This is a genomic window from Pseudoalteromonas sp. 1_2015MBL_MicDiv, assembly GCF_002407505.1.
GTDB lineage: Bacteria > Pseudomonadota > Gammaproteobacteria > Enterobacterales > Alteromonadaceae > Pseudoalteromonas > Pseudoalteromonas fuliginea.
Genome location: NZ_CP012737.1, coordinates 2,453,410 through 2,479,106 on the forward strand (window position 1 = coordinate 2,453,410; position 25,697 = coordinate 2,479,106).

At 36.4% G+C, this 25,697-nt stretch carries 28 protein-coding genes and 1 tRNA gene; 13 read left to right on the top strand and 16 right to left on the bottom strand.

Features of this window, described 5'->3' with window-relative positions; all coding sequences use genetic code 11:
* Window positions 1–113: 113 nt before the first annotated feature.
* Window positions 114–2,615: an ABC transporter permease gene (locus AOR04_RS11015; RefSeq protein ID WP_096793364.1), complete on the bottom strand. Its 2,502-nt coding sequence runs from the start codon at window positions 2,613–2,615 to the stop codon at window positions 114–116.
* Window positions 2,605–3,318, bottom strand: a complete 714-nt coding sequence (locus tag AOR04_RS11020) for an ABC transporter ATP-binding protein (protein WP_096793365.1) — start codon at window positions 3,316–3,318, stop codon at window positions 2,605–2,607. Before AOR04_RS11020 ends, AOR04_RS11015 begins: the two co-directional genes overlap by 11 nt.
* On the opposite strand from AOR04_RS11020, the gene AOR04_RS11025 reads away from it, so the two are divergent.
* The 4 genes from AOR04_RS11025 (at window position 3,319) to AOR04_RS11040 (ending at window position 5,348) form a co-directional block, all read left to right on the top strand.
* Complete coding sequence (locus tag AOR04_RS11025) at window positions 3,319–3,942, top strand: arylesterase (protein ID WP_096793366.1); 624 nt, start codon at window positions 3,319–3,321, stop codon at window positions 3,940–3,942. It begins immediately after the preceding gene.
* Between the two features lie 110 nt (window positions 3,943–4,052).
* Window positions 4,053–4,129 (top strand) — tRNA-Pro (locus AOR04_RS11030).
* Window positions 4,130–4,470: 341 nt separating this feature from the next.
* Complete coding sequence (locus AOR04_RS11035; RefSeq protein WP_096793367.1) at window positions 4,471–4,716, top strand: hypothetical protein; 246 nt, start codon at window positions 4,471–4,473, stop codon at window positions 4,714–4,716.
* On the top strand, window positions 4,716–5,348 hold the full coding sequence (locus tag AOR04_RS11040; RefSeq protein ID WP_096793368.1) for a zeta toxin family protein: 633 nt from the start codon (window positions 4,716–4,718) through the stop codon (window positions 5,346–5,348). Before AOR04_RS11035 ends, AOR04_RS11040 begins: the two co-directional genes overlap by 1 nt.
* A gap of 91 nt (window positions 5,349–5,439) precedes the next feature.
* On the opposite strand, the gene AOR04_RS11045 is transcribed toward AOR04_RS11040, so the two are convergent.
* The 4 genes from AOR04_RS11045 to AOR04_RS11060 all read right to left on the bottom strand — a co-directional run bounded on the left by AOR04_RS11045 (window position 5,440) and on the right by AOR04_RS11060 (window position 8,046).
* Window positions 5,440–6,573, bottom strand: a complete 1,134-nt coding sequence (locus AOR04_RS11045) for a hypothetical protein (RefSeq protein WP_096793369.1) — start codon at window positions 6,571–6,573, stop codon at window positions 5,440–5,442.
* A gap of 293 nt (window positions 6,574–6,866) precedes the next feature.
* A complete protein-coding gene (locus AOR04_RS11050) occupies window positions 6,867–7,103 on the bottom strand; it encodes a helix-turn-helix domain-containing protein (protein ID WP_058549639.1) in 237 nt (78 codons plus the stop codon).
* A gap of 294 nt (window positions 7,104–7,397) precedes the next feature.
* Entirely contained in the window at window positions 7,398–7,766 is a 369-nt protein-coding gene (locus AOR04_RS11055; RefSeq protein ID WP_096793370.1) for a hypothetical protein, read from the bottom strand.
* Window positions 7,767–7,854: 88 nt separating this feature from the next.
* Window positions 7,855–8,046, bottom strand: a complete 192-nt coding sequence (locus AOR04_RS11060) for a hypothetical protein (RefSeq protein WP_096793371.1) — start codon at window positions 8,044–8,046, stop codon at window positions 7,855–7,857.
* Between the two features lie 92 nt (window positions 8,047–8,138).
* Between AOR04_RS11060 and AOR04_RS11065 the strand changes: the two genes are divergently transcribed.
* Entirely contained in the window at window positions 8,139–8,414 is a 276-nt protein-coding gene (locus tag AOR04_RS11065; protein ID WP_096793372.1) for a helix-turn-helix domain-containing protein, read from the top strand.
* A gap of 57 nt (window positions 8,415–8,471) precedes the next feature.
* Entirely contained in the window at window positions 8,472–8,624 is a 153-nt protein-coding gene (locus tag AOR04_RS21700) for a hypothetical protein (RefSeq protein WP_198402995.1), read from the top strand.
* On the opposite strand, the gene AOR04_RS11070 is transcribed toward AOR04_RS21700, so the two are convergent.
* Window positions 8,617–9,231, bottom strand: coding sequence for a Fic/DOC family protein (locus AOR04_RS11070; protein WP_096793373.1), 615 nt, complete (start codon window positions 9,229–9,231; stop codon window positions 8,617–8,619). The genes AOR04_RS21700 and AOR04_RS11070 overlap by 8 nt on opposite strands.
* A gap of 562 nt (window positions 9,232–9,793) precedes the next feature.
* Between AOR04_RS11070 and AOR04_RS11075 the strand changes: the two genes are divergently transcribed.
* From AOR04_RS11075 to AOR04_RS11090, 4 genes are all read left to right on the top strand, one after another.
* Entirely contained in the window at window positions 9,794–10,015 is a 222-nt protein-coding gene (locus AOR04_RS11075) for a hypothetical protein (protein WP_096793374.1), read from the top strand.
* Complete coding sequence (locus AOR04_RS11080) at window positions 10,008–10,889, top strand: site-specific integrase (protein WP_096793375.1); 882 nt, start codon at window positions 10,008–10,010, stop codon at window positions 10,887–10,889. The genes AOR04_RS11075 and AOR04_RS11080 overlap by 8 nt, the downstream gene beginning before the upstream one ends.
* 654 nt (window positions 10,890–11,543) lie before the next feature.
* Window positions 11,544–12,458 (top strand): zinc dependent phospholipase C family protein, encoded by a 915-nt coding sequence (locus AOR04_RS11085; protein WP_007379059.1) that lies wholly within the window; start codon window positions 11,544–11,546, stop codon window positions 12,456–12,458.
* A gap of 1 nt (window position 12,459) precedes the next feature.
* Window positions 12,460–12,864 carry a hypothetical protein gene (locus AOR04_RS11090; RefSeq protein ID WP_007379060.1) on the top strand — a complete coding sequence of 135 codons (405 nt, stop codon included), beginning with the start codon at window positions 12,460–12,462 and terminating at the stop codon, window positions 12,862–12,864.
* A gap of 63 nt (window positions 12,865–12,927) precedes the next feature.
* Here the strand turns inward: AOR04_RS11090 and AOR04_RS11095 are convergent, their stop codons facing one another.
* The 3 genes from AOR04_RS11095 to AOR04_RS11105 form a co-directional block, all read right to left on the bottom strand.
* Window positions 12,928–13,584, bottom strand: coding sequence for an RloB family protein (locus AOR04_RS11095; RefSeq protein ID WP_096793376.1), 657 nt, complete (start codon window positions 13,582–13,584; stop codon window positions 12,928–12,930).
* The gene (locus AOR04_RS11100; RefSeq protein WP_096793377.1) at window positions 13,585–14,856 is read right to left on the bottom strand and encodes an AAA family ATPase; all 1,272 of its coding nucleotides are present in this window, start codon (window positions 14,854–14,856) and stop codon (window positions 13,585–13,587) included.
* 130 nt (window positions 14,857–14,986) lie between these two features.
* On the bottom strand, window positions 14,987–16,246 hold the full coding sequence (locus AOR04_RS11105) for a tyrosine-type recombinase/integrase (RefSeq protein ID WP_096793378.1): 1,260 nt from the start codon (window positions 16,244–16,246) through the stop codon (window positions 14,987–14,989).
* Window positions 16,247–16,562: 316 nt separating this feature from the next.
* Between AOR04_RS11105 and AOR04_RS11110 the strand changes: the two genes are divergently transcribed.
* Both AOR04_RS11110 and AOR04_RS11115 read left to right on the top strand, forming a co-directional pair.
* Window positions 16,563–17,066, top strand: a complete 504-nt coding sequence (locus tag AOR04_RS11110; protein WP_096793379.1) for a hypothetical protein — start codon at window positions 16,563–16,565, stop codon at window positions 17,064–17,066.
* A gap of 426 nt (window positions 17,067–17,492) precedes the next feature.
* Window positions 17,493–18,863 (top strand): serine hydrolase domain-containing protein, encoded by a 1,371-nt coding sequence (locus AOR04_RS11115; protein WP_096793380.1) that lies wholly within the window; start codon window positions 17,493–17,495, stop codon window positions 18,861–18,863.
* A 157-nt stretch (window positions 18,864–19,020) separates the two neighbouring features.
* Here the strand turns inward: AOR04_RS11115 and AOR04_RS21590 are convergent, their stop codons facing one another.
* From AOR04_RS21590 to AOR04_RS11130, 4 genes are all read right to left on the bottom strand, one after another.
* Window positions 19,021–19,185 carry a hypothetical protein gene (locus AOR04_RS21590; RefSeq protein WP_157770544.1) on the bottom strand — a complete coding sequence of 55 codons (165 nt, stop codon included), beginning with the start codon at window positions 19,183–19,185 and terminating at the stop codon, window positions 19,021–19,023.
* Between the two features lie 18 nt (window positions 19,186–19,203).
* Window positions 19,204–19,665: a hypothetical protein gene (locus AOR04_RS11120; protein ID WP_096793381.1), complete on the bottom strand. Its 462-nt coding sequence runs from the start codon at window positions 19,663–19,665 to the stop codon at window positions 19,204–19,206.
* A 277-nt stretch (window positions 19,666–19,942) separates the two neighbouring features.
* The gene (locus AOR04_RS11125) at window positions 19,943–20,779 is read right to left on the bottom strand and encodes a nitrate- and nitrite sensing domain-containing protein (RefSeq protein ID WP_096793382.1); all 837 of its coding nucleotides are present in this window, start codon (window positions 20,777–20,779) and stop codon (window positions 19,943–19,945) included.
* Window positions 20,780–20,802: 23 nt separating this feature from the next.
* The gene (locus tag AOR04_RS11130) at window positions 20,803–21,939 is read right to left on the bottom strand and encodes a methyl-accepting chemotaxis protein (RefSeq protein WP_232525469.1); all 1,137 of its coding nucleotides are present in this window, start codon (window positions 21,937–21,939) and stop codon (window positions 20,803–20,805) included.
* 308 nt (window positions 21,940–22,247) lie between these two features.
* On the opposite strand from AOR04_RS11130, the gene AOR04_RS11135 reads away from it, so the two are divergent.
* Window positions 22,248–23,345, top strand: coding sequence for an ISAs1-like element ISPsesp1 family transposase (locus tag AOR04_RS11135; RefSeq protein WP_096792602.1), 1,098 nt, complete (start codon window positions 22,248–22,250; stop codon window positions 23,343–23,345).
* 244 nt (window positions 23,346–23,589) lie between these two features.
* Here AOR04_RS11135 and AOR04_RS11140 read toward each other — a convergent pair whose 3' ends face one another.
* Both AOR04_RS11140 and AOR04_RS11145 read right to left on the bottom strand, forming a co-directional pair.
* Window positions 23,590–23,838, bottom strand: a complete 249-nt coding sequence (locus AOR04_RS11140; RefSeq protein ID WP_096793383.1) for a hypothetical protein — start codon at window positions 23,836–23,838, stop codon at window positions 23,590–23,592.
* Between the two features lie 92 nt (window positions 23,839–23,930).
* On the bottom strand, window positions 23,931–25,568 hold the full coding sequence (locus AOR04_RS11145) for a cyanophycinase (RefSeq protein ID WP_096793384.1): 1,638 nt from the start codon (window positions 25,566–25,568) through the stop codon (window positions 23,931–23,933).
* Window positions 25,569–25,697: the final 129 nt, after the last annotated feature.

Sequence of the window (25,697 nt, forward strand, 5' to 3'; positions counted from 1 at the left end):
ACGCTAATAATGCCAGAGCACTGTATAAATTACCAGTACAAAGAAAACAAAAATGCCCACGTGTTAGGTGGGCATTTAATACTTAATCCAATACGTGTTAAGTTAGTTTAAGCTTACCCTAGGGCGCGCACTAACCCTTGGGTGTTTTGTTTTAGTGTTCGGGCAATCATTAAATAACCTAAACCCGCTACAAATACGCCGCCAGCTACCGGACCAATAATCCATATATGCGGGTGTAACTTACCTGCTAAATCAAACATTTGTTGCTGCACAATTAAAAGCGCTATGTCGCTAAAAAGTGCGGCCACTAAACCAGCTAAACCGCCTAGTAATAAAAATTCATACAAGGTCGCATTTTTAATTAGTCGGCTTTTAGCCCCTAGCGTTCTGAGTATTACAATTTCTTGCATACGCTCACCTAAACTAGCTTGCACTTGCGATATAAGTACAAGTGCGCCACACAACACAACAATTGCAAGTACAAAGCCGATGGCGAGTGATACTTGCGAAATAGTTGTTTGTATTTGCTTAACAAAGTTATCAATGTCAATTGCTGTAATAGTAGGGTAAGTACGCAATAACTGGCTAAAATCACGTTTTTGATCTGGATTTATACGTACCGACGAAATATACGTTGCCGGAAAATCTGCAAGTACATCTGGGCTTAAAATAATAAAAAAGTTAGGTTTAAGCGTGGCCCAATTTACTTTTCGCACACTGGTGATTTTAGCATCGAACGACTGCGAACCAATTAAGAATGTAAGCGTATCGCCTATCTCAACATCTAAACGCTCAAGCATCGACTCCTCTACTGAAGCCTCAGCCATCGCATTTTCACCAAACCACGTGCCTTGTGTTACTTCATTTTGATCAGGCACATCTTTAAGCCATGTAAGGTTTAGCTCACGGCCAATACCTGCACGGGCTTCTTCGTCTTTTTTCTCATTGTCTTGCAGCGATACAGAACGTGCTACCAACTCGCCGTTTACCGCATTTACGCGCCCACGAATAGTTGGATAAAACTCTGATACCTGAATATCTTTTTGAGCTAAATATTCATTAATTGGCTCAAGTTCATTTTGCGTAATATTCACTAAAAACGCATTAGGTGCATCGCTTGGTAACTGCGATTGCCAATCAGATATCATGTCGTTTTTAAGTACCACTAAAAACAGCAGTAATTTAATCGCTAACGAAAAACTAATTAACTGTACCGCGTTCACATTTGCACGCTTTTGAATAGACGCAATTGCAAGCGACCAACTGTTATCTGGCTTTAACCCTAGTTTTCGACCACCACCAAATATTAATTTAGATACTAAAAACAGCACACCAATTAGCGCAAGTGTTGATATAAACAAAATAAGCGTTATTTTTATGTTGTTGCTAAATAACCACATTAATAAAAACACGGTTAGCGCACTCATACCTAAATGCACACGACTTACTGCCAACTTGTCACCTAAGTTACGGCGCAGTACTCTAAGCGGCGGAATATCAAATAAATCAAATAATGGTTTAATAGAAAACATAACAGCACAAATTACGCCAGTGCTTATAGCCACCAGCCAAGGTTTAAAGCCACCTAAGGGTAACTCTGTGCCCATACTTTTTGATAAGTAACTTGTTGCTATTTCTTGCAAGCCATAACCAATTAACAGCCCTATACTTACCGCCATTGCACATACAAGCAATAAATGCAGCATGTATATTTTGCGGATCATTGAGCGGCTACCGCCTAGCGTTTTCATCATCGCTACTGGGTCGTATTGGCGTTCACAATAACGTTTTGCTGAAACAGCTATAGCCACTGCAGCCAAAATAATACCTAATAGGCCGGCAAGTAATAAAAAGCTCTCTGCGCGGTTTAAACTGTTTGAAATGGGTGATTGGCGGTCTTTAACACCATACCATTGTTGGTTTTCTTTCATTTGTGGTTTAAGCCACTCGTAAAAGCTATTTATGTCGGCCTCACTACCTGCATAAAGTTGGCGGTAATAAACACGACTACCCGGCTGCACGACTTCAGTTTTTGCCACATCGTCAATATTAATAAGCACACGACGGCTGCTTGAAAATACATTAAATGGCGCGTCTGGCTCCTCTACAATAACTTTTGAAACATTAAATAATGCAGCGCCAAGCTCTACTTGCGCGCCAATATCAATATTTAAACTGTAAAATACCGACTCACTTAGCCACACATTACCCGTCGTTGGTCCGCTATTAGCAACTTTAGTTTCACCGGTTAGGGTATCTTTAACTTTTAACTGCCCTTTTAGCGGGTACGCATTAGATGCCGCTTTTACTGAGCTAAACTGCATTTCATCATCGGCAAACAACATAGTGTCGAAATACACCATTTGCGCTGTTTTTAAATTTTGGCTCTGTGCTTGAGTAATAAAAGCGGTGTCCAGAACATGATCGCTTGCAAGTACACGGTCTGCTGCAATAAAAGCACTGCTTTTTTGCGCAATACTTTGCCCTATTCGCTCAGTAACCATCGACAATGTAAGCACGGTTAACACAGCAAGAGCGATAGCTGCGCTTATAACCGTGAGCTCACCACGGCGAAATTCTCGCGAAAATAATTTAAGCGCTAACTCAACCCACATCGGCAACGTCCTCTACTTGGCTTTTTACCAGTAAACCCGCTTCTATTTGAATAATGTGCTCACATTTTTGTGCAAGCCCTTCATCGTGAGTCACCAAAATAAGGGTAGTGCCGTGTTGCGTGTTTAAATCAAATAATAAGGATTCAATCATTTTACCGTTTTTGCTGTCTAAATTAGCCGAAGGCTCATCAGCAAATAGTATTTTAGGTGTACCAATAAATGCTCGCGCAATAGCAACACGTTGTTGCTCACCGCCAGAAAGTTGCGACGGGTAATGATCAATTCGATGGCTCAAGCCTACTTTTTCAAGCAAAGCAATTGCTTGCTCTTTCGCATCACTTTCGCCAGCAAGCTCTGCTGGTAGCATAACGTTTTCAAGTGCCGTTAAGCTTTGTACTAACATAAACGATTGAAACACAAATCCAATTTTAGCCGCGCGCAGTGCAGCACGCTCTTCTTCATCTAAATTGTGTAATGGCTCACCATCTAAAAACACCTCTCCGCTGCTTGCGGTATCCAGCCCTGCTAATAAACTGAGTAACGTTGATTTACCAGAGCCCGACGTGCCAACAATAGCAACAGACTCGCCATGCTTGACATTAAAGCTGATGTCGCTGAGGATGGGCAGCTCACCTTCAAAGGTAGAGACTACTTTAGACAAACCATTAACCTGAATTATATTTAATTGAGAAAGCGCTGACATATGACTCATTCAATCCTTCGTTTAGTATTCATTTTATTTTTAGTTATCAAACCGCTGAGCGCAGCAGCCGACAACACGATTTTAATACTCGGTGACAGTTTAAGCGCAGCCTACGGACTTCAACAAGAAGAAGGCTGGGTAAAATTGTTACAAGATAAATACGATGACGAACAAGCCGACATTGAACTTATCAACGCCAGTATTAGTGGCGAAACATCTGGTGGAGCCCTACGCCGTTTAGATGCATTGCTTGAGCAATACGAACCCACTCATGTACTTATTGAGCTAGGTGCTAATGACGGTTTACGTGGTTTCCCTGTTAAAAAAATGCAAACTAACTTAACGTCTCTTATTCAAAAAAGCCAAGCAGCTAATGCGATGACCGCCTTAATAGAGGTTTACATTCCCCCTAATTACGGCCCGCGTTACAGTAAAATGTTTACAGACACTTTTTCGCGCGTTAGCGAAGAAACAAATGCGCATTTAATGAACTTTTTTATGCTAAACATTGCCGGCCAACCTGAATTAATGCAAAACGACAATTTACACCCTAACAAAAAAGCTCAGTTATTAATACGCGATGAGATGTATGACTCGATCAAAAAGTGGTTAAATAAAGACTAGCCAATTAGTACATCGCAAGAGTGCCTTTTTAGGTCTCTTGCGTAATAAACATCCAAACAAACAATCGCTTATTGATTTTTAAAAAAATACACGTACTATTGCATACAAATCGGTATGTGGCGCAGCTTGGTAGCGCACTGTCATGGGGTGGCAGGGGTCGAGAGTTCGAATCTCTCCATACCGACCATTTAACCTCTTTTTATTTCAATTAGTTATAAATTAAAGCACCCTCTATATCGCACTATTAAATTCGCCTTTCTGAATATTTATCGCACATTTATCGCACGATACTTGCCTTAAATTATTTTATACTTTTAAGGTATAAAAGGGGGGATATATAGGAAGACAGCTAATGGCACCTTCGATAAACTCTATCTTCCCCTTAATTCCCTAAATTAGATGCGAAAGATTTACCCAATTACCTATAGCAAACTAACGACACATGTAAGAGCTTAGTAACTATTATTTTGTTGTAGTAATAAATGAGTGGTATGCTAAGTTATCAGTTATTAAGTAGGTGTTTTTAATATGACTCAAGATAGTACAAAAGCTAAATATAGTGCAGGTAAAAATGCACTTGAAAATTTTAACACTTTAGCGAGCTATGCTATATCAGGTGCTCGAAAAGCCAAGCGTCGAGTACATAGAGAGGGCTTAACAGTAACTGTAATTAAGGACGGCTATATCGTTGAAGTAACCCCAGATGGTAACGAAAAAGTATTGAAAGGAGTTAATTCTGTTGATAAATTCAAGCCTCTAGGTGTCACTAATTAATGCCCAGAATAAGGTTAATTGCTGGACCAAATGGCTCAGGAAAAACAACTCTATTTACTACACTTCAAGAGCATAATGATGTTCACTTTGGACAGTATATTAATCCTGATGATGTTGCCCTGACACTAAAAGATTACTCAGTGAACGGGAGTTTAATAGATCCCGAAAACACTGCAAAAATGTCTCAAAAAATTTGTACAGGTCTTCGGGAAAGATATTTAGATTTAGGCCTTTCTCTAACTTACGAATCTGTAATGAGTCATGAATCACACCTTGAATATATTAAAAGAGCTAAAGCTAAAGGCTATAAAACATACCTATATTACGTATGTATAAACGACCCTGAAGTAAATATTGCTCGTGTCAAAGAGCGAGTTGGTTCTGGCGGACATGGCGTACCAGATGAAAAAGTTATTGGTAGATATAAACGAAGCTTAGAAAATCTTTACGAAATGACTATGCTTTGTGAAAGAGTCTATTATTTCGATAATTCATATGAACAAGAATTATTTGCTGAAAAATCGGTAAATGGTCTACTAAAAATAAAAGTTGATAAATATAATAAGTTGAAGCCTTTGTGGTTTCAGAAAAACATTCTGGAAAAGTGGGATAAATCTAAAATTAGGTATTAATCGTTACAACAATGTTTTCTCAAAGTATTCTTCTTATAAGAATACAGCTAAATCCTTTTGTCTAAAGTTTTAATTCTTGAGTGTTGCCCTACTACCAATACCTCTTTATAGTCCTTAAGCTAAGCTTAGCTCTTTCAGCAACCTCTTTTTGAGTTGGTTTGTTGCCCGTTTCTTTGATTATTTTTTTAACTGCTTTTTTAACAAGCTGCTGCGAATTACTTCGCTTTTTAATCGCAGTGTCTATAGCTGCTTTTTTCTGCCTCTCCTTAATTTCACCACTTGAAAGCTTCACTTTTGACTTAATATTTAAATATTCAGGGCAATAGCCGAACAAGTCTTTCAGGTAATCAGCTAGAGTCTCTTTTCTGTACTTGTAGTGTGTTGTTTTTGCTGTTCTAGTTAAACTAACAAGCTCTTCTAATGATAAACCAATTAGCTCATCATTTATTTTTGTTAGCTTTTCAAATGCGGTGTTTTTATTTAGGTGTTGAAACGCAACAAACAGGATAAACGCTGTTTTATCTCGCTTACCCTTTGGCACCCCACCCTGCTTATAAAAATGGTTTTGAATACTGTTAATACATTTTAGCCACCATTCTTTAATGCTATGACCGTAGCGTTGGTGACCTGCTTGCTTTGGTTGCTTTGCTATCTTATTTCTAGGGCTTGAAGCTAAACTAGTTTTGAATTCTAGCTGTGATTTCTCTATATTCTTCCGTAAATGACATAGATCTAAACACATCAACAGTTCATCAAATGTATATTTAGTACCAGAGCCAAAATACCTGGCATGCAATCCTGTTCTACTGTGAACAGACCCTGGGACGCGCAAAAAGCCGCTAATTCTTTTTGTAGCCATAAGATCTATATGCCAAAAACTATCTGACGTTCCAAAACTCTCAATTAGACTTTTAGCAATTTGTTGCCATATCAACTTGTTAATTGCGACTGCATCTACAGGATTGTAAATCCAATATAGATGTATTCCACCTGAGCCAGAAAGGACATAGCCTGTTGGCGGCGGTAGCTTACTCAGTTTTAACCTATTGAATACTTCAGGAACAATTTTAGCCTCTGTCCTTCTAACATCAAATGGATCACATTTATGATTAAGATCAATTTCAATCCAATTCGCTGACAGTAGAGCTAGGTTGCTCTCCCTAGGCCAACTAAAAAATTCGTTTGGAGTGTAATAGCAGTCTACTGATTCACTTGTACTATACAATACTCCTCGAACAAACTTACTAGTGTCCCGTCTAAAAGCTCGAAAATCGGTTAAGCTTTTTGATTTACTGTTCCCAAGTAAATGAATAAATTTTTTAGACTTATGGCATTTACTTAGTAACCCTCGAACATATTTAGGTGTCTTGAATTCAATTAAAGAATAAAACTGACTCGGATAGGCAATAGTATATTATGGCCACTCATATTGTGGCCTTATTTTAAAGGCAAGCATATAATATTAAGATGCAAAGTGCGTTTGGGGTGTCGCCGGTCAAGCAGCCCCTTTCGCCTTTCTTACACCTCCACTCCTTCAAAGCGAGCAAGCCATTGCTCAACTGTTTCGCGTTTAAATAGGCGAACTCGTCCCAATTTAATAGAAGGTGGAGCTAAACGTTGAACTTGATAAAGGTTGGCATCTTTTCCAGACTCAATAGCCTTGCGCTGGGCGCTCAGACGATTATTAATTGTGCCTGTAGATAGGTGTAAAAGCTCTGACAGCTCTTTTACTGATAAGATCTCTGATGACTGCATATTCGCTCTCCAATACGTAAATTAGAGCAAAGAGATGCCACATTGCTCTGTGAGCCGTGGACTTGCTAGTACATATAATTAATATATGCGTACCCTAGTAACCTCTTTTCTACGTATTGAAAGCAGCCCCGAACATTGGGCGCCTGTTTTTTATTAACTTTACTATGTTCTGTGGTAAATCTTTTTATCTCTTTGCATTATAAGTAAGCACAATAAGTATGCTTAAAATGAATTTAAATGAGATATAGTGATAAATCAAGTGAACTTGAAGAATAAAATTGCTCTAAGGCTCTGCTAATGAATTACCGAGCGCTGGATTTTCAAACTATCGCTACAATCATCACAGAGCATAAGCATCCACTTAAACACTGATTGAACATGTGCCTCAGCGTAGTAATTATCAAACTTCTTCACTTTTTCTGAACGATTATAAAACGATGAAAAAGACTCTAGTTGTATATCCCAAACCTCTGATTGCTCGTTACTATAATCGTAAAACATGAAGTCTAAGGTAAGTAACTCACTAAGCACTTGTGCTTCATTAAGATTACTTAGGTTATTTCTAATCGATAATAACTTATCACGGCTATTATCTTGGCCTTGCAACCTGATATATAAAAAATCAATCGCGGGTAAAAATGCATAAATATTAAAATTAATCATAAAAAACTACGCAGCTTTTCAACTGCGTAGCCTGTATTTTGTGTAAAAACCCATCTAACAATTGCACTTAAAAAAGCAACTGTCAAAACTATTTGTAGAACTCACCACGGCTATGCGCGTCACGCGCTTCTTGCTCTGTGTAGCTATCACCACAATGATCGACATTTCCTGTTCCATCATTGTATTCATCAATGAACTTATCTTGCTCAGACTTATCATCAACATCCAGCAAAATATCAACCGTAACGGCTCCTATAAACTTAACTGCTTTCCACAACATTTACTTCACCCGCCTACATCTAAGTATTCCTTAGTATCGTGAATACATTAAAGCTAAGAAACTCTTAGTTTTCAAGTTAAGAATTAAATATAATGAAAACGAATGATGGTTCACCGTTTCCAAAACGGCTAAAAGAGGCAAGACTAGCAAAAGGACTTTCGCAAAAAAAGCTAGGAATACTGGCGGGAATGGATCAGTTTGCGGCTTCGCCTAGAATGAATCAGTACGAAAAAGGCGTTCACTCACCCGACTTTCAAACAGTGCGGGCACTAGCTAAAGTATTAGAAGTGCCAACAGCATTTTTTTACTGCGAAGAGGATAATTTAGCCGCTATAATTCTTAATCATAAATCTTATAACGTTAATTGATAACATAAGGCTCTAGGTGTAGAATTAAATGTAGATGATTTATTCGAGGTGGTAATAATGAGTAAAGATAAGAAAAAAATCACAAAACGTATGATTTTGAGATCTGTTGCTAGTTCAACTGCCATTGAAACTGGCGCAACAGTAAAAACAATCGAGAAAAGGTTAAAAGCAAATAAACTTAAATATGAGTCTCTTTCACTCGCTATTTAATTATATCTCTCACAAGCCTTTCAATGTGTTGATAATCTCTGTTTACACCCGCTTGAATTGACTTGATGTAGAAATCTTTATGCTCATCCCACAAGCTATAATCAAGCGTTCCTTTTCCAGCTTTGCTACACAAAAAGTCCATTAACAGACGGCTTACCCTGCCGTTACCCTCACGAAATGGGTGAATTAGAATAAACTCAACATGGCTCTGAGCTAAAAATGACACAAGCTCTTCATCGGTCATTTCTGGTAAGTTATTAAATCGAGATAAATACTCATCTTCAAATACGCTAATATGCCTTTCAATTTGCAGAGGTGACATAAACTGAAATCCACCTTTGCCCATATCAACGCTTCTTATTTTACCTGCCCACTCGTATACATTACCTAGCCATTGTCTGTGCCAATTAGCAACATTTTGAAAAGAAAAAACGTCATCTTCTGGCTCTGGCGTTGTAAATATTTTTTCATATAGTTTAACTAAAAGAATAGCCTCAACATCATCCATCTCTGCTGCATCAACAATCGCTAACTTGTTCGCTAAAACTAGTTTTTCAGATCCTAGTTGATATTGCGCTTCAATAGAATCAGTTTCGTATTTAGTCATTTAATTACGCCAGTAAAATGATTAGTGTAAAAGTGCTTAACAACCAATGCAAGTAACCTTGGTGTAATAAACTTGTCAATTTATGCTGTTGTTGAGTAATTAATTTAAAACCAATTTTAATAGAGGCATCATGAGCAATAGCCTCTCTTTAAACATTGGGGCTTCGCCCCTGTCCCCCGCTATGTCGAAGCCGAAAATCGGCTTACACATAGCGGGGGACAACACATTCATACTCTTATACGCAGGTTTTATTTGCAGATTGAAAAATATTTCTAAAGTGATAATCTTATTGCTACTGAAGCTCTAACGAGCCAGAAAAAAACAGGCGCTATTCTGCTGCCTTCAACACGTAGTAACGAGGTAAATACTATCTTTTTAAAGGTAGTAACCAATCAAAAACGGCGCACTCCAGCTGCTGACAACACGTAGAAATGAGGTTAATAATCAGGCGAGATCAGTCCGAGCCTTTCGCATATGCGAAAAACAGGGGCGAATAGGCTTAAGTGCCGCTGAGCTTTATTGCCAGTCAATCTTACAACCTTAATACGACTGGAGTCACACCATGAGATTCGATGCACTAGCCGAAGTCCAAAAACTTAAATATGAAAGTAAGTTAATCGCAGGAAGCCGAAAAAAAACATCTAAGCTTGATAAACATAAATTTGAGCTAATAGAAATTTACAAGCAAGGGTCTAACATTGTCGAGCTTCAGCGCTGGCTAAAGCGTAAAGGTATCAATGCTCATTGGTCAACAATTCAAAGATGGATTAAAAAACATGGCTAAATTTTCGAAACCAAAAACTCAAGCACACAATGTCATAAAAGGGCTTACAAAAAGTAAGCTTATAAAGTCTCTTGGAACTGCCAGAAACTACGAGCAATCACTTAGCACCGTTGCTTCATGGGCTAAAGATATTGGTATAAACGGTATTCAAGCAATGACCATCGTTCAAGCACTCAATTATTTAGATTACCGTAAAGAAATAGTGGGTCAAAAGTCACTGGATATGGAGCGCCAAGCTATACAAGCAATGATGAGGCTAAACGGCAAACTTAAAGATAAGCAAACACTCCCTGTTATTAAATCAATTAATCAGCAAATTCTTAAATCACGCGCCTACACCACAGAGCAAGCACAAATAATAAGTAAGCACCAAACATCTAAGTATTCATTATCAACACAAATAGCACTCTCTGCGGGGCTTCGTGCACATGAATTATTGACCATAGCCAAAGTTGAAGAACGCAAAGCAGATAAACGACCAGCTTTTGATTCAAAATGGTCTGGTAGAAACGGCGTACTATATACCGTAACAGGCAAAGGAGGTTTAACACGCGAAGTGCTAATACCCCACGATTTATCAGCTAAATTAGAACTTCGTAAACTTAAACAACCTGCCACTGTTGTTGATAGAAAAATAAACTACTTACAGCGCTACGATATTGGAGGTGGCAAAAAATGGTCTGATTCATTTAATAAAGCATCAAATCGTACTCTCTCTTTTTCCAATGGCGCACATGGACTAAGGCATAGCTACGCACAAGAAAGACTATTAGAGCTGATACTTAATCAATATCCATATCAAATAGCATTAGAGACCGTTTCACAAGAAATGGGGCATTTTAGGCCGGAAATCACTGAGGTGTATTTACGTTAAATTAAAGCTACCGTGAAGATAGCTTTAATTTCAAGTCTTATCTATTTCTTTGAAGATTTACTAGGTTTTAATCCAGGGGTGTTCCCTGGAGTATTTTTGTTATCACGTCTACGTTTATCAGGTTTGCCAGTTGAATCAGCAATTGGTTTTGGTCCTGGTTTAAGAGCCATAATCGTTATCCTTTCAATTAAGAGGAAGTCCCTCAATTATGAGTATAGCTTTAAACAAAAATTTGGAGGTTGTAATTGATAAATAGTTACTTTTTCACTAAATCGAAAAGGTGTAATTTTGAATTGAACCTGAAAATCAAGCATTATAGATACGTTAACATAATGGCTTTTAATACTTCTTTGGCGCACTTGAGACTAGGTAGGTTTCAATTAAAAGTATTAAGTGCTCACCTTAACCGCCCCCTACTCTTTTCTACAGGTGCACATGGTCTCAGACATAGCTATGCTCAAGAAAGAGTGGTTGAGCTCAATGCGTTAGGATTTAAATATAAAATGGCCCTATAGATCGTTTCACAAGAGATGGGACATTTTAGGCCTGAAATTACCGAGGTTTATCTCAGGTAAGCTCTCCTTAATTACTTGACTAATTATTCCACTATTGTAAGTTGTTAATACATTAAAGATTAAGTAAAAGGATTTACTCATGCCTGGTGCATTCGCTCATATAACAGCTGCTAACTTAGCAACTGATAATAACGCCCTTTCAAGAATGAATATTCCAAATCAAGCAAAATTAATTTTAAGCACAAACCAGAAATATATTGAATTAGGTTGCGTGTCACCTGATTATCCTTATCTCGCTGTTGGCAATTCAGAACAAAATAAATGGGCTGATTTAATGCATTATCAAGGTACAGGTGATGTAATTAAAGAAGCTGTAAAATATTGCAAAAGTCTTGAAGGGCATGCGAAAGAAAAATGCTTTGCATGGCTTTGTGGCTATATGTCGCATGTTGCAGCAGATATAACTATACACCCTGTAGTCGAACTAAAAGTTGGTCTATATGAACATAACCAGGCCGCGCACAGAACATGCGAAATGAATCAAGACTCGTTTATTTGGCCCAGGTTAAATCTTGGGGAAATTGGTCTGGCTGATCGAGTTGAGCTAAACATTGGTTCATGTACAAATCAAGGTAATTGCCTCGATGATGATATAAAGAAAATTTGGGGTCACGCTTTAACTAGTATACATAGTGAATATGCTCATTCGACCGCACCAAATTTTGATATTTGGCATAGCGGTTTTCAATTAGTTGTAAATAATGCTGAAGAAGGCTATAGGCTTTTCCCTTGGGCGAGACACGTTGCAGCTGAGAATGGCCTTCTTTACCCTAGACAAGATGAAATTGATTATAACTTTATAGAAAACCTTAATACTCCTAAAGGAGTGATGCACTATAACGAAATATTTGATTTAGCGATTGAAAATATTAAATATTTTATATCAATCATTGCAAATGCTGTTTTTAATGATGAACAATGCACCCAGATTTACAACTGGAACTTAGACAACGGCAAAGACGAAAATGGAAATCTAACAGCGTGGAGTATTTAAAATGAAATACATATTTCTAATTATAACAATTATTTTATCTGTGGGCTGCTCTAGCTTAGCCAATGCTCATGATCCTGAAAAAATGGCTGACCTTGCCTCACAATTAAAAGATATTTCCGCAGCTGTTGATGGAACATTGAAGTTTAGTTCTGAACCTTATACTGACCCACATAAGCTACTACTCGCCGCAATAAAAGACGATAAAACCAGACTTGAACCATTTAAAAATTATCGGTTAAAAGTCGTTATTCAAGAAAAAAATGCGATTTTATTGCTGTGTGAGGAAGAAACACTACTTATCGAGGATGCTGGGTGTACTGCAAAATCAGATATACAACATTGGCAATCTGATGAAAATCAGATTTGCGAAATTACACTACAATCTAATCAAATTTGCGGAATATGAATTAACGTGTAACCAAATAAGTAACCACTGTCTAAAAGAGTATCTCTATATCAAAATTAAACTTTACTTTTTAATGTTAATTAAGAACTCAACTAATTCGTGCATATTTGTTGAAGGGTTATCACACCCAGTTTTTAAACTTTCTTCGAGTGATTTTTTAGAGTTTCTAATACCAACATTTAATTTATCCTCTAATTGACTAAAGGTATTTTTTGCTCCTTTACTATAATCTGGCAAAAACTCTTTAAGCTTCTGAAGTGTTTTATCCCCTGGTGACTTTTTACCTGCTTTAACAATACTGGCTGTCGTATATGTAAAATGTAGTAATAACCAAAACTCAAAACACGGTACTGACTTAATACAATAATATCCTGGAAGGTTTTTTATCGCTATCACCGTTTTTTCGTAACAAGTATGGCTATCCTTATCAAATACACAATAGATCCTATCATAGTTAAATCCCTTTGCTTTTGACTTTTTTACTTGCTGTTTAGCGTACTTTAATATACTGCTAGGTGATGAGTCTGATTCACCATCTATTACTATATTTGCTACACTCAGCTTGTATCTTGATACAAGTTCATTTAAATAGTTAGGCTCAGTTTTTAAACCTTCAGTCACGACTAAAACCGTTTCATATGGTGCGCGTTTTGCCGCTTTTCTTTCTTGCTTTATCTTTGCAGCTCTTTTTCTACGGTTGAAGATATCATCTTTTCCCATCTAATTTACCCACTTAATTAGTTTATCAATAAATGGAAGTGCTCCATATCTTCCTGATAAATATCCTAATTCAATATTTTCCGTCCCCTTTCTAGGAGAAAAATCAAGAAGTGAATATAAATTAGTTTCTAAATTAACCTTTTCAGTAAACCAAATCTGGTCCCTTCTGAAAATATCCTGAGATAAAATTGATGTTTCATGAGTAGTAAAAATAAGCTGAGCGTTATATTTATTAATATCTTTGCTATTGAACAGTGAAACTAGATATTCAACCATCTTTGGGTGTAAATTTGAATGTAGTTCATCAATCACTAAAATCAATCCAGAATTAAGTGTGTCGATAACTGGTCCAATCAAACCAAATAATTTTTGAGTCCCATCTGACTCCTCATCAATCTCTAAAGAAACAGGCTTCCCGTTATGATCATTTCTAATAATGTTGACTTCGTAATCAACGTGCTCTTTAAGCTCGTTAGCAAGATGAGAGCGAACCTCTTCTGGAACATCGACAGGTAGGTCATCTACATTAAATGTTACAGCTTTAACATTAATATCATCGATAGACATGTCAGCAGCATTTAAGAAGTTAAGTAGCTCTTTTTTAGTTTTTTTGTCAGTACATAACTTAGCTGAGAAAACATTACTATAGCCAAAGATACCACCAAAATGAAGTTTTTCTTTAAACCAGTTATATACGGGTAAAAGCTGTTTATTGTTTAGTTGGACTACATTAGAAAGAAACAGTGAATTTTCTCTTGTTGTCTCTTGATATGTAGATTTCGGACCATGAAATGATTCGCTAAATTTATAAAGCGTTTCACCAGAATTCTCATCATAAATTCTTGTAAACCATCTTTGAGGTCGACCTTTTGGATAAGCAATTAACCACTCTTCTTCGATTCGGTTGCGACTCATAACAGTCCCGTACTGATACTTGATACCGTCAGAAATAAATGTAATCTCAAATTCTGTCGGATTTTGAGCGCAAATACCATCATATTTGAAAGGCTTTACATCTAACTCTTCACCTGAGTTGCGATCATTTGCTGAAGAAATAACTAAAGATTTAAGGGTTCTAATTGCTTTTATTACATTGGACTTTCCTGAAGCGTTAGCTCCATAAATGACTGTAGAACGTAGTAGTTCTATTGATGGTTTTTCTACTTTAAAAGTATTACTTTCCATTAATTCAGAACTTGAGCTTTTAAGCATAGAAAAGGTCAAAGTATCTTTGATCGATCTATAGTTCCTTACAGAAAAATCAATAAACATTATATTTATAATCCAAAATAATTTGTTAGTCTGAGGATAACATAAAAATCATTATAAGATAATTCTTAGTCGTTTATTTACAGGAAAAGTGCAAATATGGGACTTTAAATCAGTAAAAGATTAGCTAGTACTATTTGAAGTAAATCTTCTCTCCCCACTCTTCCAGAGCTTTGCGACGCTTTCCCATATACTCCTGCATATTATAAACGCCCTGCACTCCTTGTAATTGATGATTTAGTATTTTTTCAATCACTATAGGGTCAGCCCCAATATCGACATCACCTAAACGGGTAGCGACTGTCCTACGTAAATCATGAGGTACAAATTTAGGTACTCCTAATTGTTCTAATTTACGACTTATGGAGCGTGACAGTGAGTGCCTATCAATAGGCTGCTCACCTGGGCCTGATTTATTAGTTGTTGTACTCGGGAATACATATTTAGAATTGAGATAGCCAAATGCTGCACGTAGCTCATCAAGCAAAATAACCATATTTTGAGTAATTGGCACTTTATGAGTTCTTTCGCCATCTTTGTTTTGCTTTACTCGCTCGGCTGGGATTGTCCAAATCATTTTGTCAAAATCAAATTCTTGCCACTGTGCGCCCGTAACTTCTATTGGCCGACAACCTGTTAAAGTAATACATTTCAATGCATAAATAACTTGCTGGCTTATACCTAGCTTTGGTAGGCGGTCAAATACTTGAATAACCTCTTCAAACTCGAGCGCTCTGATTCGCGACTTTTCAAGGCCGCCTACGCTTTTCTTTTTAACCGTACTTACAGGATTGCCCTGCATAAGGTCTCGCTCAACACCGAAGTCGAACATTTGTTTTAAAATAGAGAGTGTTTTATTTGCTTGGGTATTTGAACCCCGATCTTTTATTGCATCAAGCACCTTATTAAGAATGTCACGCCGAGTTATCTCTTTGAGCTTATAGTTGCCTATAAAGGGCAAAATGTCTTTTTTGAACATTCTAATTACGGGGTCTACGTCTTTTCTGTTAACTTTGATATCTCTTTCAATAAACTCTTTAGCAAGTTCATCAACGGTTGGTGATGTATCTTCGATAAACTGCTGCTTTAGTGATAGCTGTTTTGTTTCGTATACGTCTTCACCTAAAGCAACTCGCCCTTTTAGACTTTCAACTTCCTTGCGTACGTCTTTTAAATCACACTCGCCAAAGTACCCTAAATGGTAATTACGCTGTTTACCTTTGATGCCGCCAAAACGATAGTTTAAGTAAAGTGCAATTTTACGCTTTTTATCATTTTGTGTTTTACCTACACGCGCATGAAAACCACTTAACTTTGTGTCATTTATCCGTTTAATAGGTTCAGGGACTGAGCTTAATAACGAATCAGTTAATAACATTTTCACGACAGACATATGTAGCACCAAATATTAAACATAAAGTACATGTAGCATATATGTAGCATCACCCGTATTCAACCACTTAATTCTACTTAGAGCTAACCCACACTAATAAATTAAATTTAAACCACTAATAACAATCAGTTAAATAAAAACTCAGTACTACTTGTAGCTACTTACTTCTACTTAAATCTAATCGTAACTTTTATGGTGTGGCAGGGGTCGAGAGTTCGAATCTCTCCATACCGACCATTTAATCCCTCTTTATTTCAACTTGTTACAAATTAAATTATCTTCTTTATCGCACTATTAAATTATTAGCAGGACTAAATTGAACTCAGGTGCATATTTTGAAACTCAGATAGGTTTTGCTTTAGTTCAGCTTTTGCCTATTTTCCCGATAGCACTGCTTTTATTTATATTATTTAAATTTTCTGACGTTACTCAATATATTTCAGAGATTTTAAAAATAAGTAGCAACAAATTTCTTTTGGGTTTTGGTTTTTTATCTTGCGTTTTGGTATCGGATAGTATCTTTGGTTACTTTAAAGTTTCACATTTACGCCAAATCATTGATGAGAAAAAGTATCAGATGGTAGTTGGATGCGTGAAACATTACAATTCTGAGACTTCACCAACAAACTACCGTACGGAAACGTTCGTAATCGAAAATACAAAATTCCAATTTAGCAATTACACTCAAAGTTTATATTTTACTGGCGATGATCATACCGATAACTTTATCACTGAAGGCCAGTGTATGGAAATCAGTTATGTCAGAGACGGTCAGAAAAATCACATTTTTAAAATCGTCCCGTTAACGAGGCGTGACTAATGTCCGCAATTGGGACTAAGCAGCGGGTTGACCTGACCCGATAAAGTAGACATTGAGTAGCTAGTTGATTTAACTCGTACCATCTAAGTAATATGATAAAAGAAGTTTTTTAGTTTTTATATAAAAACAATCTTCGCTTCTAATAATACTCTTAATTAGCAATAACTTACCCTTTTACTATTAATAGAAAAGACTAAAATAAGAACCCTACCACGTTAAGGTAAAAAATGACCTCTGATAAAGCTGTTACATTCACTTGGCCATTATAAGCAAATATACCTTCATTGAAAAAATTAAATAAGCTATTGAATAATATTGGTTTTATTTATTAAATTGCAAGCAGCTGCTATATGTAATATCATTGATTACAAGTGTAATCTGTGTTTTTATTTACAGATTTATTAAATGATTAAGGGAACATAGTTTATGGGAAAAAATATATTTTTTTGTCTTTTTGTAGGGTTGTATGGAGTAAAAGCTGTTGCACAACAACACAACTTTGCTGAATTAATGCAGTGCCATAACTCTTCAGAAGCTCCTGGCATGGTTGTTAGATTAGAACAGTCAGGTAAACATATTTATAGTGGTGCGGTTGGTTTGGCAAATATTGATACTGAGAGGCCTCTCAATGTAGATGACATATTTCAAATAGGTTCTGTCACGAAAACATTTACTGCTGCAGCGATCTTGAAACTATCGGAAGAAAAAAAGCTATCATTACAAGATACATTAGAGCAATTTATTCCTGATATTAACCCTGAGTTTAGGTATTTAACGATTGATAGAATTTTAAGCCATACTTCTGGCCTGCCAGATTACTTAGGGGAACCTTCAGTAAGTAAAATTTATGATAAGTATGCTTCTATTGACTTAGTTATACAAAGTATAAGTAAACAACCTCTTAACTCTGAGTCTGGTAAAAAATATAGTTATTCAAATTTGGGTTACGTCTTTCTGGGAAAAGTCATTGAAGTTGCTTCTGATACTCCATATGACCAGTTCATGTCAAACACATTTTTTAAACCTCTGAAAATGGATAATACTTTTGTTATTACTAAAGGAACATCTGCTGGGAAAGTAAACGGCTACACTACTAGTCGTAATGAGCCTAAAAAGTATATTAACCCTGAAGATTCAACTGAAAGGCAATGGAATGTTGATCGTAGTTGGATCTATTCTGCGGGCGCTATTGCTTCTACACTTGCTGATATGCACCTTTGGCAAAATGCATTAAAGTCAGGGCATGTAATTTCAAAAGAAAACTATAAACTAATGACCACCAAGGCATTATTAAATAATAATTCGCATGTGGATTATGGATACGGCTTAGATATATACAAAATAAGTGGATTAGATAGCTTTAGCCACCAAGGTCAGGTTCCCGGATTTTTTGCTTGGCATGTCTATTTCCCAAATGAAGATTTAACCGCTACAGCTTTAACCAACATCGACACAAAACACCCAGGCCCTGCTCTATTAGACATGATAGCGCTACAACTAAACTTATCTCCTAAGCAAGTAAATAGTCAAAAAGCAAAGGCCCTAGCAGCATCTTTAGTTGGAAGTTATCGTTCTTCCGATTCGAAAATTTTAAATATTTCGTTCGAAAACGGTACACTTTATTCCCAATATGAAGGTGAGAATAAACTAAAAATCATACCCCGGGAAAACAACTCGTACTCTTATGAGTGTACTGAAAATTACTTTCAGCTTAGAAAAAATAATGGAAAACATGAAATCGTCCCAGTTTATTTATATCAAGGTGAGCAAGATGCACTTGTAAAATTAGAATTATAAAAAATAGGCTAAGGTTATCAACGGCTGCCCTTGGCACTAAGCGGTCGGGGAACTAGTCCTGAAAGTTCTAAACCTTATTGTCTCAGTTTCATATTTTGCTGTTTAATTTTAATCTAAGTACCCTGTCACATTAAGTTATCCAATATCTTTTATGTTCTTAAACTAAGACTGGTATAAAGTACAGCAGCCTGTTGAGTTGGTTTTTCGCCCGTTTCTTTGGTTTTTTTAACTGTTTTTTAACAAGCTGCTGCGAATTACTTCGCTTTTTAACCGCAGTGTCTGTAGCTGCTTTTTTCTGCCTCCCCTTAATTTCATCACTCAATGAATTAACTTTTTACCACTACAGCACTTTGCAAACCTCCTTAGCAGGTAAAAGGTGGAGTTTGAAGTCATACCCACAACCACTCGTACCACAACTGTGAATTAACTCTAATGCACTCGTTTTAGATTTTTTATAAACAGTTTTACCCGCAGATACTAGTCCAGCTTTGCAAATAGGTTGTGTGGAAATGAGATTGTTCTTTTTCGATAAATATTGTTGCTTATTGGGTACGGAAAAGGCTAAACCTTCAAAATTAGGTAATGGTTTAGCTGTGATTTTTTTTAATAAATTCTCTTTATCACTCCCAATTTCATTGAAGGTAAGATTAACTTCTATTTCAACCGTCGGAGATTCTTTGAAGATTTCAATCAAAGATTGACGATCCATTAGGGCAATTTCACTTAGTGGGATGGTTGATTCATTTGCTGAAAGATAGCCTGAAGCTAGTACTGAGAGCACTGCTAATTTATAAAGACGCACTTCTGTATTCCTTTGCATAATTTGTAAATGAGATTTAAATTATCGAGATTTAAGGCAGCCATTTAGAAAACTAAGTGTCTTAAGGGTTATTTTTTTAATGGTATCAAAGCATATAACCATCAAGAGGTGAGGTAAATGAGTTTTACTATCATTAACTAAATTAGACAGTCTCATTAATTAAGCAAACCTATGCACTAAATTTACTTTCTTGGGTTGAGCGTTGGTAATCTCCATTTCTAACGGAGGCCGCAGAGCTATATGAAATTAATTTTAAATCTTATATAACTTTATTTAATTGCTTCACTTGGTGATCAAAAATATCATTCATCTTTGACATAGTCTCAGTTGCGAGTTCAAAGTACTGATTACTATCTATCGCAACTTTAGCTGCACCAACTAATTCTGACGTCATCACTTCTATTAATTTATTCATACTTTCAGTCGCTTTTTTCACTAGATTAGTATGGGTATGGTGCTCTTCTGGTAGGTGTGATAATCGTTGTAAAGTATCAATAGTGGTTTTTGCCATTGTTTGAATTAAAAAATTTAACCTGATTCTATCAACACTTGAACAGCATTGTTGAACAGCAACGCTCACTCCAATGGCTCGTGACTGGCCTATATTTTCTGTCGTTAATATTAACTCGCGCCAAACATACCCTATATTATTTATTTTTGGTAAAAAATCGGCCGTTAAATGCGAGCTTTCAGCGGTATCCTCTAATAAATAGGCTAAGTTTTTAATCATCATCGTATGCTGTTCAAAACTATTGCTGACCGATGATTTATTGTTAAAACTAAGAAGTCTACCCCAATGATCAGTAAAGGCTGCCCAACGCTCATTTTTAGCAACAGGTGAAAGCATTAAAGAGTTAATTTCTTGAGAAATTAATTTTTTAATACCAGTCAATTTAGCCTCTGCGTTAGTATCGCCATTTAACCAAGCAGCAGTGAGTCCTCGGTGTTGTTGAGCGAAAATAATTATCCTTTTGATCTGACAAATATGTACGAGTCCGTCTTTTTGTATTTTTTTATTGTTGCTTATTTTCATTTTTTTTATCAAAAAAATAATAATGATACAAAAAGTAGCTGTAGTTAAGGTTATCCATTGCATATTACACTCCTTAATAAGAACGACTATTGCCTTTGGGTTAATTTACGTAAATGATTTGCAACTAATTGAGATTGGACCGCTATATCTGAATTAGCTTGTGCACCAAGAACAACTTGCGCAATATGTTCAGAAATCTCATGGGTTGCAGCTGCCTGCTCGGTTGACACATTACTCACTATTTCCATTTGATGCTTAACCTGCTCAGTTGCTTTTTCGATATCGTTAAATGAAATATCGACCTCATTAACTTTTTGAAGGCAAACATCAGTTTGTATAACGACCTCACTCATCGTGCTAACAATCTCACTGCTTTCTTTCAATACATCATCAATATTGGCCACAATACTGTCCGTAGAATTATGTGTACGTTTAGCTAAAGCTCGAACTTCTTCTGCAACAACAGCAAAACCTAAACCAAACTCTCCTGCTCGAGCCGCTTCAATTGAAGCATTAAGTGCTAGTAGATTTATTTGTTGAGAAATTTGTTGTATCGATTCAGTGATCTTTTCAACATTTATAACTAATTCATTCAACGAAACCATACGCTGCTGGGTTATTTTGGCCCTTTTATTTACGTTGGTTACCGCATTACTTAGTGACACTAAAGTGTCTCTACCCTGATTAGCTATTTCTGAAGCTAAACATGAAGAGTGATGTGTTTTAGATATTTCGTTATTGATCTCGCTTAGTGAATGGCTCATTTGTGTCACTGCTGATGCTGTTGAATTTATAGCGTCGGATTGAAGCAAAACATTATTTTTTACTTCCGATGAAATTTCAATAACCTGAATCGCGGAATACTCAACCTCTTTATTTTTTTCATTATGATGGGTAATAACTCGACCTAACTCACGATATTTTACTAGTAACTCCTCAATAAATTCTGAGTTTGCCAAACTGTTAAAATGAATATCGCGGTGATCGAAATTTTTAGTATTAATGTGTTCAATAACACTCTTTATTTGTTTTAATTGTGAACTTGCAATACAAGCAATGCCCGATAGAAGATATAAAAGAACGACAAAAACAAAGATTAACTTCACTATTGGAAAATAAAATAAACTTACAAAAAAGCCAAAGAAGATAGTTAATGTTATCCAAAAATAAATTTTTAATCCTAAATTTTTTATTAATAAAGTTATAGGTAAAAATATTATCAAAGTAGTGTAGTCCAATTAAGAATGCGGATGATTTTTAATTGCAAGATACGAACCAATATTTAATGACCTGATTTTAAACAGTATTTTATTTTTTAATTTATAAGTAATTAACTATTATGATGATAACGAAAAATAATGCTCTCTTTTGGTGCATTTACTTCTATATTTTATTAATTCCCTTTAAAAGAAATATTCTTACTTTTTAAACGGTATGACAGACATGCTTTAGTACCCAGGGCGGGATCACACTTTGTAAATAAACAAATTTTATGATCTAATACCATAAATTTAATCACCTTAAACTTATTATGTCACTCTTCTCCCATTTAGAACTCGTCAAAGATAATCGTTCACATATAAATCAACACCATAACTTAGTTGATGTGCTTTTTCTTATTATTACTGCCGTTACATCAGGGTGTGAAAACTGGCAAGATATTGAAGTCTATGGCGAAAGTAAGCTTAATTGGTTAAGAGGATTTCGTTCTTTCAAAAATGGCATACCCACTCGACATAGTATTGCTCGGATTTTTAGAACCGTTGATACTGACTCATTACTACTCGCGATGTATAGCTGGGTCAATCAAAACCGCGTTAAATCAGCGCATCCTGTCATTGCCTTCGATGGCAAAACTATTCGCGGAGCAAGTAAACACATTGCTGATAAATTACACCTCGTCTCAGCATTTGATTGTGAGGCAGGTCTCACATTATTCCACCAAACAGTTGGCAGTAAGACGAATGAAATACCGGCAGTTCGGGATTTATTGAAAATACTCGATATCAATAACACCGTCATTACACTTGATGCTTTGCACTGCCAAAAAGAAACGCTAAAACAGCTAATTAGCAGACATGCAGATTATCTAGTGCAAGCAAAGGGTAATCAAAAGAAACTTTATAGCGCGATTCAAGATGCATTTACACACCAGTATGAATCTGAAAACTCAGAGATACTTAGTCATGTAACACAAGATGCAGGGCATGGGCGAAAAGAAGTACGCACGATAGATTGTCTTGATGCGCGTTTATTACCGAGTGAAATTAAAGAGAGCTGGCCATCAGTTAGGACAATCGTTGCGGTGCAGCGAGAGCGAACGAAGGGTAATAGAACGAGTATTGACACACATTACTACCTAACATCGTTGACAGACAATATATTGATAAGTAAAGCAATAAGACAACATTGGCTGATAGAAAATCAGCAACACTGGATACTGGATGTCGTATTTAAAGAAGATGCCTGTCAAATAAATGAGCCATTAAGTGCGCAACATATGGCACTATTTAGACGCGTCGTTAGGAACATGATAAAGCAGCATACGAAAAGCAAGGGGTCAATAAGAAGTAAGTGTGTAAGAGCTTGTTATGATGATGCTTTTAGAGAAGAACTTCTTTTTGGTTAACATTTTTAACAAAGTATGCTCGCGCCCTGCTTTAGTACCCTTGTGGGCTAAGTAAAAACCGAGCAAATCGATAATAAATCTATGTTATTAAATATTTATATCAGAGTTCACATTGGTTATTTTATGAAAGGAATTTTTTGATAGTTTAACTTTAAGATAAGATGACAAGCTAAGCATTTATTTTATAAAAACTAAGTTATAAAAGCGCCTAAAGGCGCATCTATAATATTTAAAAGGTACTACTTTAGTGCTTACGACCTACACCATTGCGTACCATGTCTTGCCCGGTTTGGAATACGTCTTCTGTAATACCGCGCGCTAAAAGTAATTTTTGTTGGTCGTCAAACACGGCTACAAAACGACTACTATCACTATTGTTTGTTGCCATACCAACGCCCGAAACACCCTTAAGGCCAAGACCGCCGTTTTCTACATTTAATAAAAAGCTTTCTAATTCGGCTAGACTAGAAATTACATCATTTTCTTTATTCATTTTAATACTCTTTTAGTAAGGCTTTTAAATCATTATGGTGGCTATTTTATAGAGAAGAGCCAAAAACTTAAACCCTTGGCTCAGGTTAGTCACTAAATCGACTTTATAGCTAACTCTAAATTGCTTAGCGCACAACCAAACTCTTTTGCATTGATGCGATGATACTGTGTGTCACTCGTTGCTGTGAGGCTAATTATAAACTCGTCTTGTTGGGCTACCGCACTTTGCTCTTGGCTTAGGCACATAGCTTGAGTTAGTGAGCGCAGTTTTGAATTTGTTAAAATTGCACCAAAACGCTGCACAGGCAGTGGAGGTATTTTTATAGCCGGTAACGCTTGGCTTATAGTGCGATCACTTAGAGTAAACGTGTTATTGGTAATATCAATTACACTGCCTGTAGGCCAGTAGGAGTAGCTATAACTTTTACTATTTGGCTGTACCTTACCTTGGTTAGCTAAATGCACTACACCACTTTTGCCTATTACGGTTATTAAACTATCTTCTGGTGATTTAATAACAACCAAAGCCGTATTTTCATCAATACCAAAACCATGTTGAATCTCTGTTTTAGTATTTTTTACTTCGTTTTTATTTAACGCTGCTGTAAGCCTAAATGTACGGTTTTGTTCGCTAAATTGAGTATCTAGTACACCAAAGTTAAAACTGCCCAGCCCACCAGCATTAGTGTTATTTTCACTTTTACGAAGTGCCTCAAGGCTTGTCGTATTTGTAAGCATGCCCGTCACTTTACTTTGGATTGCTGCGCCCGCTCCTTCACCTACAATTACTGGGCGAGTTTGCAATGCTTGCGTCCACGGGTATGGGTTATTGTTTTGATCAAATAATACCTTATGAGTTAATGCTGCATTACCGCTATTAAACATCACACCGGTACTATTTTTAATAAGTGATACAAGTGCATTAGTGCCATTTTTACATAAAGCGTATTCGGCCTTTGTGCGATCGGGATAAATCACTTCACGGTTATACACATTCATTAATGTATTTCTGAGCGCTGGTAATTTATCGCACGAGTTACTCGTAATCGCTTTAGCAAGCGCTGGCGTTAGTGCTAACCATTGAGTGTTTATATTTGATTGTGCCAAAAGACTTTGCGCTACATCTGCCGACTCATAAGGGTCGCGGCTCGATGCCGTAATAGCAAGCATTGTAGGTTTTGCGTTATTAACTTTTAAACTGCCCGACACAAATTGTAAAATATTATTAGTCGCGCTCTCGTTATTGAGTTCAGTGTTTACTTGTTCTTTTAAACGCTCGCCATCATTATCTAATTGATGTGTTTCTAACATATCAAACAAAAAATCGAACTCTTGATCTGTCAAACGACTTAGCTCTTCGTTATTTATATCACGCCATAGCCAAAGCAATTCAGCTTTAGTCATTGGTGAAGTACTTTTAGGATGTAATGCGGTCAACGAGTTAAACGTTTCCAACTTAGTTACGCTGTTATTATTGGGCCAGCGTGAGTTAATTTGATTAATTTTAGCGCTTGTGATTGTAAATAAACGATGCTTTTTACCTAAAATTTTCGTGTTATTTTTACAACTTTTTAAATTCGAACTAGAGCATACCGAAAATGTGCTACCGGCTAAAACCAACGTTTGGCTTTGCTCTTTACAAGCTAAGTTTGTTGAAAATACAACCATTAAAAATATGGCAAAAGATTGTGTTAATTGCAGTTTTTGGCAAAACAAAAATACGCATTTCATAATATAAACTCTAAGGCCTGCTGACCTTTCAGGATTAAAATTTGTTCTATCTAAGGGCGGTTTAATCGCAGTACGATATTTTTAGCCTCGTAGGATAAGTACTTAACCTAAACTCTGGATAATAAATCT

Coding starts and splice junctions, on each gene's coding strand:
- AOR04_RS11135 (WP_096792602.1), top strand. CDS start 22,248: ATGTCACTCTTCTCCCATTTAGAACTCGTCAAAGATAATCGTTCACAT.
- AOR04_RS11040 (WP_096793368.1), top strand. CDS start 4,716: ATGCCCAGAATAAGGTTAATTGCTGGACCAAATGGCTCAGGAAAAACA.
- AOR04_RS11115 (WP_096793380.1), top strand. CDS start 17,493: ATGGGAAAAAATATATTTTTTTGTCTTTTTGTAGGGTTGTATGGAGTA.
- AOR04_RS11060 (WP_096793371.1), bottom strand. CDS start 8,046: ATGTTGTGGAAAGCAGTTAAGTTTATAGGAGCCGTTACGGTTGATATT.
- AOR04_RS11095 (WP_096793376.1), bottom strand. CDS start 13,584: ATGGGAAAAGATGATATCTTCAACCGTAGAAAAAGAGCTGCAAAGATA.
- AOR04_RS11075 (WP_096793374.1), top strand. CDS start 9,794: ATGAGATTCGATGCACTAGCCGAAGTCCAAAAACTTAAATATGAAAGT.
- AOR04_RS11035 (WP_096793367.1), top strand. CDS start 4,471: ATGACTCAAGATAGTACAAAAGCTAAATATAGTGCAGGTAAAAATGCA.
- AOR04_RS11050 (WP_058549639.1), bottom strand. CDS start 7,103: ATGCAGTCATCAGAGATCTTATCAGTAAAAGAGCTGTCAGAGCTTTTA.
- AOR04_RS11025 (WP_096793366.1), top strand. CDS start 3,319: ATGACTCATTCAATCCTTCGTTTAGTATTCATTTTATTTTTAGTTATC.
- AOR04_RS11080 (WP_096793375.1), top strand. CDS start 10,008: ATGGCTAAATTTTCGAAACCAAAAACTCAAGCACACAATGTCATAAAA.
- AOR04_RS11070 (WP_096793373.1), bottom strand. CDS start 9,231: ATGACTAAATACGAAACTGATTCTATTGAAGCGCAATATCAACTAGGA.
- AOR04_RS21700 (WP_198402995.1), top strand. CDS start 8,472: ATGAGTAAAGATAAGAAAAAAATCACAAAACGTATGATTTTGAGATCT.
- AOR04_RS11085 (WP_007379059.1), top strand. CDS start 11,544: ATGCCTGGTGCATTCGCTCATATAACAGCTGCTAACTTAGCAACTGAT.
- AOR04_RS11105 (WP_096793378.1), bottom strand. CDS start 16,246: ATGTCTGTCGTGAAAATGTTATTAACTGATTCGTTATTAAGCTCAGTC.
- AOR04_RS11145 (WP_096793384.1), bottom strand. CDS start 25,568: ATGAAATGCGTATTTTTGTTTTGCCAAAAACTGCAATTAACACAATCT.
- AOR04_RS11055 (WP_096793370.1), bottom strand. CDS start 7,766: ATGATTAATTTTAATATTTATGCATTTTTACCCGCGATTGATTTTTTA.
- AOR04_RS11140 (WP_096793383.1), bottom strand. CDS start 23,838: ATGAATAAAGAAAATGATGTAATTTCTAGTCTAGCCGAATTAGAAAGC.
- AOR04_RS11090 (WP_007379060.1), top strand. CDS start 12,460: ATGAAATACATATTTCTAATTATAACAATTATTTTATCTGTGGGCTGC.
- AOR04_RS11020 (WP_096793365.1), bottom strand. CDS start 3,318: ATGTCAGCGCTTTCTCAATTAAATATAATTCAGGTTAATGGTTTGTCT.
- AOR04_RS11125 (WP_096793382.1), bottom strand. CDS start 20,779: ATGCAATGGATAACCTTAACTACAGCTACTTTTTGTATCATTATTATT.
- AOR04_RS11015 (WP_096793364.1), bottom strand. CDS start 2,615: ATGTGGGTTGAGTTAGCGCTTAAATTATTTTCGCGAGAATTTCGCCGT.
- AOR04_RS11065 (WP_096793372.1), top strand. CDS start 8,139: ATGAAAACGAATGATGGTTCACCGTTTCCAAAACGGCTAAAAGAGGCA.
- AOR04_RS11100 (WP_096793377.1), bottom strand. CDS start 14,856: ATGTTTATTGATTTTTCTGTAAGGAACTATAGATCGATCAAAGATACT.